Origin of the sequence: Eudoraea sp. (genome assembly GCF_049669105.1) — a bacterium.
In the GTDB taxonomy this organism is placed as follows: domain Bacteria; phylum Bacteroidota; class Bacteroidia; order Flavobacteriales; family Flavobacteriaceae; genus Eudoraea.
This window is the reverse complement of the sequence record NZ_JBATKE010000093.1, coordinates 1-14957: the sequence shown is the minus strand read 5'-3', so window position 1 is coordinate 14957 and position 14957 is coordinate 1. Positions and strand designations below refer to the sequence as shown.

Here is a 14957-nt window from a genome sequence, read left to right as displayed (position 1 = left end):
TTATAAAATGTAACTGTCATAGCCGAATGCAAGTAACAAAGATATGACTTTATTTGAGCAATTTAAATGAGTTAAAAAGTCGTTAAATGGAAATATTTAGATTAAAAATCAAGTATTTTTACAAGGTATTTTAAAAGATCATTTACCTATGAAAAGATTTGGAAGCCTATTATTAGTTGCAGTTTTCGCTGGTGCAATAACCCTTGTTTCGTATAAGATGTTTTTTGAAAAAATAAATTATGCGGTAGTCACGGACAAATCAGAGATTCCATTATTACCTACTAGTAATAAACCAGTGTCGTATAAAGGAAATGGTATTAACGAAGTTGATTTCACTATTGCAGCGGAAAATACCGTTAACGCGGTTGTGCATGTTAAAAACCTTACATTAAATAGCAGCCCGGGAAGCTTATTAGATTTTTTCTATGGCTCTGAAAGTCGTCAAATTCCGCAGATAGGTACAGGTTCCGGAGTCATTATTTCACCAGATGGGTATATAGTCACTAATAACCATGTGATTGCCAAGGCTAATGAGATTAGAATTACATTAAACAATAATAAGACCTATGAGGCGGAAATTATCGGCTCTGATCCCAACACCGATATTGCATTGCTAAAAATTGATGTGGATGAGAACCTCCCTTATCTTGCTTTTGGTGATTCGGATGAAGCCAAAATTGGGCAATGGGTCTTAGCCGTTGGCAATCCATTTAATCTAACATCTACAGTAACAGCAGGAATAGTTAGCGCCAAAGCCAGAGATTTGGGCAGAGATCAATCTTTTATCCAAACAGATGCCGCGGTTAATCCAGGTAATAGCGGGGGAGCATTAGTTAATACCAATGGCGATCTAATTGGTATAAACACTGCGATTACTTCACAAACCGGTTCCTATGTTGGCTACTCCTTTGCAGTTCCTAGTAATATCGCCAAAAAGGTAGTTGAGGATATAATGGAATACGGAAACGTTCAGAAAGGAATACTGGGTATAACATCTCCTCGTCTTAGTACTCCTTATGCGGTAAATAATGGCATAAATGAAATTGATGGTGTATATATTGATGGTGTAGAAGAGGATTCCGGGGCAGATGACGCTAATTTAAGGTCGGGAGATATTATAAAGATGGTAGATAATATTAAAGTGCGGAAATTTGCCGATTTAACCGGTTATGTATCCACCAAAAGACCGGGAGATAGAATTAAAGTAACCATTGATCGAAATGGAGAAGATATTGTAATCCCGGTAGAACTAAAGGAAAGGCAATCCATTATTGTTCCTGTAATGGGGCTCCGGGTTAAAAACTTGTCAGAGAAAGACAAAGAAACATTTAATACTAAAGTCGGTGTAAAGATTACCGGAGTACCTGAGACCTACAGAGGATATGGGCTAAATGGCAAAGTCATTTTGCAAATTGATGATGAAAAAGTAAATGATATTTATGAAGCAAAAAATATCTTTGCCGCTATCTCCAGATATGACAAAACAGTAATAACCCTTATCGATGAAAATGGGGAGAAAGAACGAATAGTTTTTCAATAAAGAAGTTACTTATAGAACAATATATAGCACTCTTTTTAGAGTGCTTTTTTATTTGTCTTTTCCCTATGCGATGCAATCAGAATTCAATAATTTTGCCGATAAATAAATAAACATAGATGAGCCCAATCAAATCTTATGAAAAAGAGCTTGCTTTTCAGGCTGATAGGAGAAAAGCCACAACAGAATTCATCAAAATTATAAGTGATCTATGGTATGATAAAGCAATCGAAATAGTGCTTTTTAAGAACCAGGTAATTGATAAAAATGTAAGTGACATCATAAACCTTCACGAATACGCAGGTGAATTTGTACAAAAACCAATTTCTATCTTTGATTCAGTGGAAATATTGCGTGCTATTAATGATATTAATTTGCCCCCATCCAAGATAGATATTGGAAAACTTACCTACGAGTATCATTCAGATAATAATAATTATCACGACGTTAAGACATTTGTTCTTTATAAATTAAAAGATGCCAAAAATTCCAAAGAAATTAAACCTAAGGATGTTGTTCTCTACGGTTTTGGCCGAATAGGAAGGCTAATAGCAAGAGAGCTCATGGCTAAAACAGGTAAAGGCAATCAGTTAAGGCTTAGGGCCATAGTTACCAGGGGAGAACTAACTGAGGAAATTCTGGAGAAAAGGGCCACGTTACTAAAAACAGATTCTGTTCATGGTCAATTCACAGGAACCGTAGATTATGATATAGCTAAAAAGGCATTAGTTATAAATGGTACTACGGTACATATTATTAGTTCTGATAAGCCTGAAAAAATAGACTATACAAAATACGGAATTAACAATGCTCTGATTATTGACAATTCAGGGGCTTTCAGGGATAAAAAATCATTAGAAAGGCATTTGAAAGCATCAGGAGTCAGCAAAGTTCTGCTAACTGCTCCGGGAAAAGAAATACCTAATATTGTACATGGTGTTAATCAATATGATTTTGATCCCGATACTATTGATATCTACTCCGCTGCTTCATGCACAACTAATGCCATTACACCTATATTGAAGGTTGTTGATGATTCACTGGGGATAAAAAAAGGACATTTAGAAACCATCCATGCATATACAAATGATCAAAACCTGGTTGATAATTTGCACGGTAAATACAGAAGGGGAAGAGCGGCTGCACTAAACATGGTAATAACGGAAACAGGGGCAGGAAGTGCAGTGGAAAAAGCGCTGCCATCACTGGAAGGTAAACTAACATCAAATGCAATAAGAGTGCCGGTTCCGAATGGTTCTCTGGCTATACTAAACCTGGAGATCAAAAATAGAACATCGAAAGAAGCCCTAAATACCATAATAAAAAAGTATGCCTTGGAAGGTGATTTGGTAGAACAAATTAAATATTCACTAAGCAATGAACTGGTTTCAACAGATATTGTTGGCACAGCCGCACCTTCTATTTACGACAGTAATGCAACCATTGTATCCGCCGATGGTAAAAATATTGTGCTATATGTTTGGTATGATAATGAGTTTGGGTATTCTCATCAAGTAATCAGATTAGCAAAATATATAGCAAAAGTGAGGCGATACACGTACTATTAATAAGGTTTCTAAACAGTGAATACAGCTATCAGAATTTTGAATAATTATTTTTGATAGTCGAATTTTTTTTATTAATTAATATTATTAGATTACTTTAGTTCTCTCTCTGAATCATATATTAATACTTAGAATTATTTTAATGAAAGGTTTTAGCAAAATTTATATTGTAATCGCTTTCCTGACATGTAACCTAAATTATGCACAACAGAGTGCCGAGCAGGAAGTACTGTCTTTAGATAGTGGTTCTATAGAAAGTCAGTTTGAATATTTATACACAAAATCTGGTAATTATAATGCGGAAGGAAAAAGATATGAAGTAGTTCGTATTATCAACCTCGATAAACTCAAGAAAAATGTTCTTGATTCTTTAAATGCCTTAAATAAAAAGGAAATTGAACTAAAAAATACTATAAGTAACCACGAAGCCACTATTAGTTCCCTAAATAGTAAATTAATAGAGACTACTGATAATCTTTCAACTGTTACCAATGAAAAGGATAGCATGTCCTTATTAGGGGCACAGGTTTCCAAGGGTACTTATAATGTCATTCTGTGGACCGTAATTATTGGTTTACTTATGTTATTCTTTTTGTTTGTTTATAAGTTTCGAAGAAGCAATATCTTAACTCAGGTGGCCAAGGCCAATTTAAGCGAACTGGAAACTGAATATGAGGACCATAGGCGCAGGGCCCTGGAAAGAGAACAAAGGATAAGCAGGCAACTCCAGGACGAAATAAATAAATACAAAAAATCAAAATAAAAAAAAGCTCCTAAAAGGAGCTTTTTTTAGCATAATACATCATGATCAATATTATTCGGGCAAAAGAAGAGCATATTCCAATATTGATTTCCCTTTTGGATGAATACAGAATTTTCTACCACCAGAATTCAGACGAACAGGGTGCACAAAAATTTTTAGAAGCAAGAATAAAGAATAAGGATTCTGCCATTTTTATCGCATTTTATGACGGCTCTCCTGCTGGTTTTACCCAATTATATTCTTCTTTTTCCACGGTAAGTCTTAAACCCATTTTTATTTTAAATGATTTGTATGTTTATAAAGAATTTAGAAAAAAAGGGATTGGCGCAGAATTATTGATCAGCGCCAAAGATTATTGCATGTTGTCTGGTTATAAAGGACTGGCCTTGGAAACTGCCATAAACAATCCTGCACAAAATTTATATGAACGACTGGGTTGGAAAAAAAATACCTCCTCGCTATATTATTTTTGGGAAGCGAAATAGGTATATTAAACCAGAAGAAGAATAACTCTCATGAGAATAGATATTATTACTGTCTTACCGGAATTATTAAAAAGCCCTTTTGAGGCATCTATATTGAAGCGTGCAATAGATAAGAAACTGGTAGAAATACACCTGCATAACTTAAGGGATTATACGGATAAAAGCTATAACCAAGTAGATGATTACCAATTCGGAGGTGGGGCAGGTATGGTTTTAATGATTGAACCTATTGATAAATGTATCAGTGCTCTTAAAAAAGAGCGACAGTACGATGAGATTATTTATATGACCCCTGATGGTGAGACCTTAAATCAAAAGGTTTCAAATGGTCTGTCCTTATTAAAAAACATTATCATTCTCTGTGGCCATTACAAAGGAGTTGATCAAAGAGTTAGAAATACTTTAATCACCAGGGAAATATCTATTGGAGATTATGTATTATCGGGAGGTGAATTGGGGGCAGCTGTGCTGTGCGACTCCATTATTCGTTTGCTTCCCGGCGTACTTAATGATGAAACCTCTGCCCTGACAGATACTTTTCAGGACAACTTATTGGCCCCGCCTGTATACACCCGCCCCAGGGAATATAAGGGCCTGAAAGTTCCTGATATTCTATTAAGCGGCAACTTTCCTGAAATTGAAAAATGGCGGGAAGATCAGGCAATGGAAAGAACTTTAAAGCTCAGACCTGATTTACTAAGGGAGTAAAAAACAGTATTCCCATATAAAAATTGCGTAAAATATATTGTAAGTAATAATTTAAAGACTATTTTTGCAATCGATTTGAAATCAACCTCTGACGAAATCCGTGAATGTTGTTTTTGACTTAATTAAAATAAAAAGCAATGGAATCCTTAATAACATTTGTTGAAAACGAATTCGTTCCAAAAAAAGAATTTCCAAAATTTACTCCCGGTGATACAATTACGGTTTATTACGAAATAAAGGAAGGTGAAAAAACGCGAACCCAGTTTTTTAAGGGAGTAGTAATACAAAGAAGAGGGACTGGTGCAACAGAAACATTTACTATTCGTAAAATGTCCGGCACAATTGGTGTTGAAAGAATATTTCCTGTAAACATGCCAGCTTTGCAAAAAGTTGAAATTAACAAAAAAGGTAAAGTACGAAGAGCTCGTATATTTTACTTTAGAGGTCTTACAGGTAAAAAAGCCAGGATCAAAGAAATTCGTTCATAAAACGTTTACAAAACAAAAAGAAACCCTGATATATTTATCAGGGTTTTTTTATTGTTCAAACAATACTGAATATATTTTTAAGTGCTTTTTTTCTGGAAAGCTAAAATCGTTTTATTAATTATAGAAACGCAGTCTAAGAGTTGATCTTCTGTAATGACCAAAGGTGGTGCAAAACGAATGATATTTCCGTGAGTAGGTTTTGCAAGTAACCCATTTTCTTTCAATGCTAAACATATTTCCCAGGCAGTACTGCTGTCCTCATTGTCATTAATGACAATCGCATTTAAAAGTCCTTTGCCGCGTACCAGCTTCACAAGTGCACTTTTCGCTATTAATTTTCTCATTTCGGAACGAAATATTTTTCCTAGGTAATACGCATTTTCAGCTAGATTTTCGTTTTTGACCACTTCTAAGGCTGCAATGGCAACTGCACAGGCCAAAGGGTTTCCTCCAAATGTAGAACCGTGATTACCGGGTCTAATGACATCCATTATATCATTATCAGCCAGAACAGCCGATACAGGGAAAACACCTCCGGACAAAGCTTTTCCTAAAATCAATATATCAGGTTTCACTTCCGGGGTACCACTACATAGCTTATCAGTACAGGAACAATTACCACAAGAAGCCAGTAAACGGCCCGTTCTGGCAACACCTGTCTGCACTTCATCCGCAACAAACAAAACATTCTTTTGCTTGCATAGATTATAGGCTTCCTTTAGGTAGTCGTCATCCGGAACATAAACACCAGCCTCTCCCTGTATTGGTTCAACCATAAAAGCGGCAACATTTTCGTCCTCCAAAGCCTCCCCTAATGCATTTATATCATTATATCGGATTGAGAAAATCCCAGGAGTAAACGGACCAAAATTCTCTGTAGCTATTGGATCATTGGAGGCAGAAATAATGGAAATTGTACGACCATGAAAATTATTTTGGCATACAATTATTTTAGCCTGATTCGCATGAATCCCTTTTTTTTCATACCCCCATTTTCTGGCTAATTTCATTGCAGTTTCCACCGCTTCCGCTCCCGTATTCATAGGTAATACCCTATCAAAACCAAAGTATTCGGTTACGTATTTCTCGTATTTACCGAGCATATCATTATAAAATGCTCGGGAAGTAAGCGTTAATTTTTCAGCCTGCTCTTTTAAGGCAGAAATAATATGTGGGTGGCAGTGCCCTTGATTAACAGCTGAGTATGCGGATAAAAAATCATAATACTTCTTACCTTCTACATCCCATACATAAACTCCCTCACCCCTGTTTAAAACCACTGGTAATGGATGATAATTTTGTGCTCCGTATTTAGCTTCCAATGCTATTGCATTTTGGGAAGATATTTTTTCTAATACTGACATTTTTCGGACAATTTAGATAAAACTTTAGCTATTCCTTCTTTGGGAGAGAAATCATCCAATGCAGAAGCGCTAAATTACAAATTATGACGCTATTTATGAAATAAGCTATCCCTTCTTGTATTCCTTATTTTTCTATCCTTGCAAGAGTTGCAATTTGCAATTCTAATCGCTTGAGTTCTCGAAGAATATCGTTCTTATCCATTTGCATCCAAACAAACAGCTTAAGCATTCCCATAGCTATCATACTCAAAAAACCAGCAGATGCCCATTTTATGAGTTCGTTCGTGTTCTCTGTATTAAAAAACCGGACAATACAATAAACGAATGCCATAAACATTAGTAAGTGTACCACATTCATAATAGCTGCCAACCATCCCAATTTTCCCTTATAAACTTCTCCTATTTTACCCATAAGATTTTGTTCTTCCAGCTCATCGTAAAAAGCAGCCTCTTCTTTAGATAAAGTCTCTTTGATTAATTCGTCAATTTTTTCTGTCTTCTTATTCATGATTTCTGTTTTTTAAAATTATTTTTAATTTTTCACGGGCATGGTATAGCCTTGATTTTACTGTCCCTTCTGATTTGTTCAAAATCTCACTGATTTCCCTGAGGGAATACTCCTCCAAATAAAACAAACGAAGAACAACTTGTTGATCTCGAGGCAAACCTTTAATAGCCGTATAAATTTTTACAAGATCAGATTCTTTGTGATCCAAATCATTATCCACTTTCGGCTCTTTATAGTATTCCTTTAATTTTTCTCTATCTCTTTGATTTTTGTTTAAATAATCAATGGATTTTCTGGTGACAATCTGCATCGCCCAACTACCAAAACTGTCAGGTTTTTTTAAATTGGGTAGTTTTTTTATAATTAATCCCCAGCTGTCCTGAACAATATCTTTAGCTATATCTTTATCATAAGTGAACCAATAAGCGTGGTTACACATTTTTGAATTATATCGCTTCACTAACAAGGAAAATGCCTTCTTATTCCCTGATCGATATTGCAAAACCAATAATCCTTCGAATATTTTTTTAGCGTTTCCCATTTCTTATTCTACACTAGAGACCGATTAATTCTAAAAAGGTTCAATTTTTTTGCCTTTTTTTCTTTAATTCCTCTTAAAGATAAGATTAAAGCTTCGCTGTAAATAGTATTTTTGCGGCATGAGAAAAAGCAGGACCCGCCAGATTTTTGAGAATGTAGCCGTCATAGATGCAGGTGCCAAGGGAAAAGCCATTGGTAAAGCACCAGATGGCAGAGTTATTTTCATCTCCAACGCTGTACCAGGGGATGTTGTGGATGTTTGTACCACAAAAAAAAGAAAGGCTTATTTTGAGGGCGTAGCTACAACTTTTCACACCTTGTCTGATAAGCGCACGAAACCTGAATGTGAGCATTTTGGAACTTGTGGAGGATGCAAATGGCAACATATGGGTTACGAGCACCAATTATTCTACAAACAAAAAGAAGTTGAAAACAATTTAAGACGAATAGGTCATTTGGAAATTCCAGAAATTACTCCAATAATTGGGTCTGATCAAAAGTATTTTTACCGTAATAAAATGGAATTCTCATTTTCTGACAGCAGGTGGCTAACCCAGGAAGAAATCAATTCAAAAAGTGAAATAACAGATAAAAATGCAATTGGTTTTCATATTCCGGGAATGTGGGATAAGATACTGGATATTAAAAAATGCCATTTACAATCAGATCCTTCCAATGACATCCGCCTGGAAATAAAGAAATATGCTCAGTCAAATGAACTTAGCTTTTTTAATCCGAGAAATCAAAAGGGGCTTTTGCGAACACTGATGATAAGAACGTCATCTACCAAAGAAATCATGGTCCTAATCCAATTCTATGATGATGATGAGAACAAACGAAGCGGATTGTTAAATCACCTGAAGACTAAATTTCCGCAAATTAACTCATTATTATACGTTATTAACCGCAAGGGTAATGACACAATTTATGATCAGGAAATTAACTGCCATTACGGTAAGGAATTCATCTACGAACAAATGGAGGGTCTTAAATTTAAGATCACCGCAAAATCGTTTTATCAGACCAATTCTCTTCAGGCGTACGAGCTTTACAAAGTAGTTAGAAAATTTGCAGGTTTAAATAAAACGGAGCTGGTTTATGACCTTTATACCGGAATAGGTACTATTGCACAATTCATTGCTGCTGAAGCTAGTAAAGTTATAGGAATTGAGGCAATACCGGAAGCAATTTTAGCGGCCGAAACAAATGCTCAGGAGAATAACATTAACAATGTAACTTTTTTCTCAGGAGATATGAAAAACATACTTAATGACGAGTTTGTAGCCGTTAACGGAAGACCAGACATTATAATAACTGATCCGCCGCGAGATGGGATGCATAAAGATGTGGTCAGGCAAATACTTGAAATTGCACCGGAAAAAATTGTTTATGTTAGTTGTAATAGTGCCACCCAGGCACGTGATCTGGAACTTATGAAAGAGGCATATCAAATAAAAAAAATACAGCCGGTAGACATGTTTCCACAAACACATCACGTAGAAAATGTTGTACTTTTGGAAAAACGGATCCATTGATAAAGAAAGTCTGATATGCTTAATAAATTTACCAACTAGGTATGGAAAAAATAAGGATTCTCCTACTTGTTCTAATAGTAATTATTTCCTTTACTGCCTGTGAAAAAGACGATATCTGCGTGGATGGCAATACTCCTCTACTGATCATTCGATTTTATGATAATGAAAACCCGGGTGAATTGAAGGCCGTACCCAGTTTAAGAGTTGTTGGTTTAGGTCAATCCTCCACGGTTAATACATTTGCTGATAGAACTTCTTTAGACTCAATTGCCCTGCCTTTAAGAATAAATGAAGCCAACACCGGGTTTATATTAATTTCTGATTCAGCTGATGAAGACGACTTGGAAACAGGCAACAATGATACACTCACTTTTGACTATAGTACGCTGGAAGTTTTTATTTCGAGGGCCTGTGGTTATATTGCGAATTATGATGACTTAGGTGAATTACTTACTTCAGACAGTGAAAACTGGATCCAAAACATCGAAATAGTTTCGCCTTTAATACAACAGCAAGACAGCGCCCATGTTAAGATATTTCATTAGTTGTTTTTTTCTTTTCAGCTTCTGTTTAAGTGAAGCACAGTCGGATTCTTTGCAATTAGGTTCCAGAGATTCAACAAGTTTTGGCCAACGTTATGGACTGCGCATTGGTGTTGATTTAAGCAAACCGATAAGAGCACTTTTAGATAGTGATTATTCTGGCCTTGAATTCGTAGCGGACTATCGAATTACCAAAAAACTTTACATTGCAGCTGAGTTTGGTAACGAAGAAAAAACGAGTTTTGAAGCTCTTGAAAATATAGATGATATTAATAGAGTTGAGTTGTATAACTATACTACCTCTGGCAGTTATGTTAAACTTGGAGTTGATTTTAATACCTATGAGAATTGGTTCGGCATGACTAATGCTATACTTTTTGGCGCCAGATATGCGGGAAGCTCTTTTAGCCAGACTTTAAATAATTATACAATTTATGACAGCAACAGGTATTGGAATCCCACTAATTTTGCTCCGGGATCTGGTTCGTCAGAAGAATTCAGCGGTTTAACTGCTACTTGGTTAGAGTTTCTTTTAGGAATAAAAGTTGAACTATTTGCAAATATATATCTTGGTGCCAGTGTTAGGCTCGCATATCTATTCACGAATAAAGAAGCTGATTTCTTACCAAACTTATGGATACCCGGTTTCAATAAGGTAAATGATAATAGTAAATTTGGAGTAGGATATAATTATTCCATTTCTTACTTCATCCCTCTATACAGGAAAAAGGCCAATAAAAAGAAGAATGAAAACCCTCCGGAAGAATAATTCAAATTTTCCTTATTTCTTTTGAATCAAAATACTTAAGTACAAAAGCTTTAATCCTAGGATTTATTTATTCGACCTGATTGTTGTATTTAGCTTTTTTACTACCCTTGTACATAACATACTTTACCAGGCGAGATTCCAAATGACTGTTAAATACTTTTATTTTTCGTGAAGGACGAAGCCCGACAAACTTTAAAGCTTCAAGGTTAGATGTAATGAACCATGCATCTGTTCCAGGATAATTTTGCTTTAAAGTATCCCCTATGTTCCCATAAAATTCTTCCATTTCAATATTTAACCGCTCTCCATAAGGTGGATTAAACACCATATGTAAATGGTTTTCTGTGAATTTTTCCGATTCAAAGAAATTTTTACGTTCAATAGAAATGTATTCTGAGAGATTGGCATTTTCTACATTATCAATTGCCTTTTGTACCGCCGAAGGTGCTTTATCATAACCAGTGATCTTATAATGGAACTCCCTTGTTTTATTTAGGCTACTTTCAACTATTTTCTCATAAAGTTCACTGTCAAAATCCTGCCATTTTTCAAATGCAAATTCCTTGCGATTTATATTTGCCGGTATATTGCATGCGATCATGGCCGCTTCTGTTAAGAATGTCCCACTGCCACACATCGGATCTAAGAAATGAGACTGCCCATCCCATCCGCTTAAAAGAAGAAGTCCCGCTGCTAACACTTCATTGATTGGAGCAATATTGGTTGCTGTTCTGTAACCTCTTTGATGCAATGAGCGACCGGAAGTATCAAGGGATACATTACACTGGTTCATTTGGATGTGGATATTTATACGTAATTCCGGAAACTTAATATCCACATCAGGCCGCTTACCAACAGTATCACGAAATTTATCCACGATGGCATCCTTTGTTTTTTGAGACACATAAAGTGAATGTGTAAAATTTTCTGAATTAACCGTCGCATCAATGGCAAAAGTTATTTCCGGGCTCAAATACTTGGACCATTCCATCTCATATATCTTCTTATAAAGATCTGTTTCATCCTTTACATAGAATGAATGAATAGGCTTTAATATCTTTATCGCGGTACGAAGACATAAATTTGCTTTATACATAAAACCGGTATCGCCTTCAAAAGCAACCATCCTTATGCCTTCAACAACATTTACCGCTCCCAGGTTTCGCAATTCCTTTGCTAATATTTCCTCAAAACCAAACATGGTCTTGGCAACCATTTTAAAATTATTACCCATAGTACATTTAAAGAATGCCACAAAAATACATTAATTTTATCCACATTGTTTTTCAGTAAACCTAATACCACTTAAATTAAACATGACTTATATTTTACTGATCATTGCTGTTCTATTGAGTTTTGGGTTTGTGGTCCTTACAAGACCTAAAAAGAAAGAAGGCCTTCGCTTGTTACTGGCATTCAGTGGTTCATTTTTATTAGCGCTTACACTTTTTGAACTTCTGCCGGAAGTCTACAAACAATCTGATCCTAAGATAATTGGGATATTTATTATGCTTGGGATTCTCCTTCAGATTTTTTTAGAGTTCTTTTCAAAAGGTGCGGAACATGGTCATGTACATCTTAATAGCCAAGAAAGTAATTTTCCCTGGTTACTTTTTATAAGTCTTTGCCTTCATGCATTCTTAGAAGGTATTCCTATAAACCAGAACAATGATATATTATATGGCATTTTGGTTCACAAAGTACCAATAGCCATTATTCTAAGTATCTTCCTCGTAGGTTCCAAAATTAATATTTTCTATGGGTCATTGTTTATGGTATTTTTTTCTATAATGACCCCTCTAGGAAGTTATGCAGCCTCAAAGTTCGATTTTATCTCAGATTATAGCGCTCCAATTACAGCATTAGTTATAGGTGTATTTCTCCATATTTCTACTGTTATCCTTTTTGAAAGCTCTGAAGGTCACACCTTCAATATTAGAAAGTTAACGGCCATTGTAATTGGAACAGCGATAGCATATTTTATCTAGATTACTGCAAAGGCAATATACAGCCAATGACTTATGGCACCGCCCAATACCATGAAATGCCATATGAGATGGTTATAGGGTATACGTTTAAAAGCATAGAAAAAAATACCTGTTGTATAGAAAAAACCTCCCAGCATCAGTAAATAGAGGCCAGTTTTAGAGGTATTTGAAAGTAGGTTTTGAAGGTCAAAAACTATCAACCAACCCATAAAAAGATATAGTATTAGAGACAATACCTCATGTTTTCCTGTAAAAAATAGCTTGAGTATCGTACCTGCTATAGCAATGCCCCAAATAGTATAAAAAATTAACCATCCATTCCCTTCCTCTAAAGTGATGAGGGCCACTGGCGTATAAGTCCCTGCTATTAAGTAGTAGATACATATATGATCCAAAACCCTGAGTTTCATCTTTACTGCCTGGGCAGAAACATAATGATAAAGTGTCGATGCAAGGAACAGGAGGATTATTGAGATACTATAAACAACTAAGGAGATGGTTGAATACTCAGTTTTTTGAGTATCAAACTTTAAAAGCAAATAGAATCCAATTATACCAAGAAAAATCCCAATTCCGTGGGATATGGCATTTAGCTTTTCTTCTTTGTGATAATCTATCTTCACTATTTATAGCGCTTTCCACGCTTTATAACCATATCCACGTCTTGCAATAAACTAATATATCTCAAAACGTCTCCATTTACAGCAATAATATCTGCATATTTACCTGGGGTTATGGTCCCCACTTCATCCGCCACTCCCATCCATAAGGCCGGCCAGTAAGTTGCAGATCTAATAGCATACATAGGGTCTATTCCAAATTCATTAACCCAAACATCTAATTCATTCCAGGTAGATTGACTATGAAATTTTGTTGGTATTCCACTATCAGTACCAACGAGAAGAACAACACCTGCATCAAGCAATTGGTTAATTTTAGTTTTTAATGTAGGTTTTCTGGAAGGTGTCAATTGATAATAGGGTAGTCTATCCGGGTGAGCAAGACTTCGCTTAATATCGGTTACAATACTATCTGGCAGCCCAAGATGCCAGGAATCATTATCCAGTTTTTCTGGATTATCACGGACATATTCATAATTATATAGACCTTCAACTGTTGGACACCAGAAAAGGGGTCCCATATTCATTTGAGCGGTTCTCTCTTTAATCATTTCCATGATATCATCGGGGTATTTGGGTGCGGAAGACAATCCGGTATGTTCAAAACAATCCACATTTACTTCCAAACCTCTTCTAATTTCTTCCGGCCTATGCCCATGTGCAACAACTTTTAAATTATTTTTATGGGCTTCATCCACCACAGCCCTTAGCTCTTCCATAGTCATTTGGTCCTGATCAATAAGTTTGATGACATCTACCCCTGCATCGGCTAACTTTCGAATTTTTTTTCTTCCATCCTCAGGGCTGTCCACCCCCCATCTAAAATCTTCTGTCCCTGGATAGGGTTTATGCTGAATAAAAGGTCCTGAAACATAAAGAGTGGCACCGGGGATTTCTCCGTTATCAATCGCGTCTCTTACTGCTATGCTCTCTTTAAGAGGGGCTCCTAAATCCCTGGCACTGGTGACTCCAGCCATGAGTAATTGATGGGCAGAAGATGGCATAATAACATCTCCAAATAGTGGAGGATAGGTTTTGTCCCAATAGGCATAGTCGGCGTGGCCATTGATCATGGTATGGACATGCATATCCCATAGGCCAGGTAGTACTGTCATTCCTTCTGTAGAAATAATTTCTGCATTGGCCGGTATGGTGATGTTACCTTTTGTTCCTACGTTCTTTATTTTTTGGCCTTCAATGATGATAACACTATTTTTAATTGGATCAGAACCGAACCCATCAATAAGAGTTCCACCAACTAAGGCTTTAATTTTATTTTCCTGAGAAGAAATTATTAATGTAAATAGGCAGAATATTATTGTCAGTGCTTGTTTGTGCATCGTTTTGTTTCTTTTTATAAAGATAGGAAAAACATATAGTGCGTTTTACTTTTTTGGTGAGCCAGAAGAGAAATTATTGATCAAAAAAAAGGATCCCGACCAAATGAATGATCGGGATCCTCGAAGAAGGCGGCGGCCTACTCTCCCACCAGTTACGGCAGTACCATCGGCGCAGACGGGCTTAACTTCCCTGTTCGGTATGGAA

At 36.0% G+C, this 14957-nt stretch carries 16 protein-coding genes and 1 rRNA gene; 10 read left to right on the top strand and 7 right to left on the bottom strand.

Going from position 1 to position 14957, the window contains the following annotated elements:
* Positions 1-148: 148 nt before the first annotated feature.
* From WBM60_RS07945 to rplS, 6 genes are all read left to right on the top strand, one after another.
* Positions 149-1540 carry a S1C family serine protease gene (locus WBM60_RS07945; RefSeq protein ID WP_424282946.1) on the top strand — a complete coding sequence of 464 codons (1392 nt, stop codon included), beginning with the start codon at positions 149-151 and terminating at the stop codon, positions 1538-1540.
* 116 nt (positions 1541-1656) lie between these two features.
* Positions 1657-3105 carry a glyceraldehyde-3-phosphate dehydrogenase gene (locus tag WBM60_RS07940; protein ID WP_424277523.1) on the top strand — a complete coding sequence of 483 codons (1449 nt, stop codon included), beginning with the start codon at positions 1657-1659 and terminating at the stop codon, positions 3103-3105.
* Positions 3106-3244: 139 nt separating this feature from the next.
* Complete coding sequence (locus WBM60_RS07935) at positions 3245-3865, top strand: tRNA (guanine-N1)-methyltransferase (RefSeq protein ID WP_424282945.1); 621 nt, start codon at positions 3245-3247, stop codon at positions 3863-3865.
* Between the two features lie 41 nt (positions 3866-3906).
* Positions 3907-4350, top strand: a complete 444-nt coding sequence (locus WBM60_RS07930) for an N-acetyltransferase family protein (RefSeq protein ID WP_424277525.1) — start codon at positions 3907-3909, stop codon at positions 4348-4350.
* Between the two features lie 30 nt (positions 4351-4380).
* Positions 4381-5058: a tRNA (guanosine(37)-N1)-methyltransferase TrmD gene (gene trmD / locus WBM60_RS07925; RefSeq protein ID WP_424259463.1), complete on the top strand. Its 678-nt coding sequence runs from the start codon at positions 4381-4383 to the stop codon at positions 5056-5058.
* A gap of 137 nt (positions 5059-5195) precedes the next feature.
* A complete protein-coding gene (gene rplS / locus WBM60_RS07920) occupies positions 5196-5546 on the top strand; it encodes a 50S ribosomal protein L19 (protein ID WP_299163195.1) in 351 nt (116 codons plus the stop codon).
* A 77-nt stretch (positions 5547-5623) separates the two neighbouring features.
* Here rplS and rocD read toward each other — a convergent pair whose 3' ends face one another.
* The 3 genes from rocD to WBM60_RS07905 all read right to left on the bottom strand — a co-directional run bounded on the left by rocD (position 5624) and on the right by WBM60_RS07905 (position 7959).
* Positions 5624-6910, bottom strand: a complete 1287-nt coding sequence (rocD, locus tag WBM60_RS07915; RefSeq protein ID WP_424277526.1) for an ornithine--oxo-acid transaminase — start codon at positions 6908-6910, stop codon at positions 5624-5626.
* A 124-nt stretch (positions 6911-7034) separates the two neighbouring features.
* Positions 7035-7418: a DUF6768 family protein gene (locus WBM60_RS07910; RefSeq protein ID WP_424259465.1), complete on the bottom strand. Its 384-nt coding sequence runs from the start codon at positions 7416-7418 to the stop codon at positions 7035-7037.
* Complete coding sequence (locus WBM60_RS07905) at positions 7411-7959, bottom strand: RNA polymerase sigma factor (RefSeq protein ID WP_424259466.1); 549 nt, start codon at positions 7957-7959, stop codon at positions 7411-7413. The genes WBM60_RS07910 and WBM60_RS07905 overlap by 8 nt, the downstream gene beginning before the upstream one ends.
* A gap of 118 nt (positions 7960-8077) precedes the next feature.
* Between WBM60_RS07905 and rlmD the strand changes: the two genes are divergently transcribed.
* Genes rlmD through WBM60_RS07890 form a run of 3 tightly spaced genes read left to right on the top strand, consistent with a single transcriptional unit; the run spans position 8078 to position 10804 of the window.
* On the top strand, positions 8078-9493 hold the full coding sequence (gene rlmD, locus WBM60_RS07900) for a 23S rRNA (uracil(1939)-C(5))-methyltransferase RlmD (protein ID WP_424259467.1): 1416 nt from the start codon (positions 8078-8080) through the stop codon (positions 9491-9493).
* 41 nt (positions 9494-9534) lie between these two features.
* A complete protein-coding gene (locus WBM60_RS07895; protein ID WP_424259468.1) occupies positions 9535-10038 on the top strand; it encodes a DUF6452 family protein in 504 nt (167 codons plus the stop codon).
* Complete coding sequence (locus WBM60_RS07890) at positions 10019-10804, top strand: DUF6048 family protein (protein WP_424259469.1); 786 nt, start codon at positions 10019-10021, stop codon at positions 10802-10804. Before WBM60_RS07895 ends, WBM60_RS07890 begins: the two co-directional genes overlap by 20 nt.
* 67 nt (positions 10805-10871) lie before the next feature.
* Here WBM60_RS07890 and WBM60_RS07885 read toward each other — a convergent pair whose 3' ends face one another.
* Positions 10872-12038 (bottom strand): THUMP domain-containing class I SAM-dependent RNA methyltransferase, encoded by a 1167-nt coding sequence (locus WBM60_RS07885; protein WP_424259470.1) that lies wholly within the window; start codon positions 12036-12038, stop codon positions 10872-10874.
* 82 nt (positions 12039-12120) lie between these two features.
* Here WBM60_RS07885 and WBM60_RS07880 point away from each other — a divergent pair, with 82 nt between their 5' ends.
* Positions 12121-12792 (top strand): ZIP family metal transporter, encoded by a 672-nt coding sequence (locus WBM60_RS07880; RefSeq protein ID WP_424259471.1) that lies wholly within the window; start codon positions 12121-12123, stop codon positions 12790-12792.
* On the opposite strand, the gene trhA is transcribed toward WBM60_RS07880, so the two are convergent.
* The 3 genes from trhA to rrf all read right to left on the bottom strand — a co-directional run.
* A complete protein-coding gene (gene trhA / locus WBM60_RS07875) occupies positions 12789-13415 on the bottom strand; it encodes a PAQR family membrane homeostasis protein TrhA (RefSeq protein WP_424259472.1) in 627 nt (208 codons plus the stop codon). The two genes, WBM60_RS07880 and trhA, sit on opposite strands and share 4 nt — an antisense overlap.
* On the bottom strand, positions 13415-14752 hold the full coding sequence (locus tag WBM60_RS07870; protein WP_424259473.1) for an amidohydrolase family protein: 1338 nt from the start codon (positions 14750-14752) through the stop codon (positions 13415-13417). Before WBM60_RS07870 ends, trhA begins: the two co-directional genes overlap by 1 nt.
* 124 nt (positions 14753-14876) lie before the next feature.
* Positions 14877-14957: ribosomal RNA gene (rrf, locus tag WBM60_RS07865) — 5S ribosomal RNA — on the bottom strand; the annotation flags it as partial.